General features: G+C 56.7%; 1 pseudogene. It reads left to right on the top strand.

From position 1 onward, the window contains the following. A pseudogene (locus A3730_RS05030) lies at positions 1–455 on the top strand (serine-type D-Ala-D-Ala carboxypeptidase); the annotation flags it as partial. Positions 456–776 lie beyond the last annotated feature (321 nt).

Raw genomic sequence — 776 nt, 5'->3', positions numbered from 1 at the left:
ACTGCCTGGTGTCTTCCGCCAAGAAAGACAACATGCGACTCATCGCTGTGGTCATGGGCACCGCCTCCGAAAGCGCCCGTGCCCGCGAATCCCAGAAACTGCTGACTTACGGTTTCCGCTTCTTCGAAACCTACAAGGCATATAGCGCCGGTGACGTGCTAGACACCGTGGATGTGTGGATGGGTAAACAGGATCAGCTGCGTCTGGGCCTGGCGGAAGACCTGGTACTGACCATTCCCCGCGAAAGCCATGAAAACCTGAAAGCGGAAATCAGTGTCACCCCGCAACTAAAAGCCCCTATCCTGGAAGGCCAGCAGTACGGCACCCTGACCGTGAACATGAACAACGAGGTGCTGGTCAAGAAGCCCCTGGTCGCACTGGAACCGGTCGAAGAAGCGGGTATTTTCACCAAGCTCTGGCACCATATTCTGCTGTTCTTCAAAGGTCTGTTCTGATAACACAGAACGCTTGATGCCAGGCGCCTGATGCAATAGAAAACCGTCGCAGTCCGTCTCGTCCTATCGAGCCGGCACTGCGCCGGTTTTGCATCCAGGCCAGGCAGGTGCGCTAGACTGGTACCGTCACTCTCACGTCGAGCCCTTTCACCATGCCCCAGGTTTATCTCAACGGCCGCTTTATGGCCCCCGAAGACGCTCAGATCTCCCCGATGGACCGGGGCTTTCTGTTTGCCGACGGGATTTACGAGGTTATCCCTGCTTATAACGGCGTGTTGTTTCGCTTCGAAGAACACCTGGCTCGTCTGGAGCGGTCCCTGG

The organism is Alcanivorax sp. HI0044 (assembly GCF_001634945.1).
The sequence above is the reverse complement of the archived record's forward strand: the minus strand, read 5'-3'. Positions and strand labels throughout refer to the sequence as shown.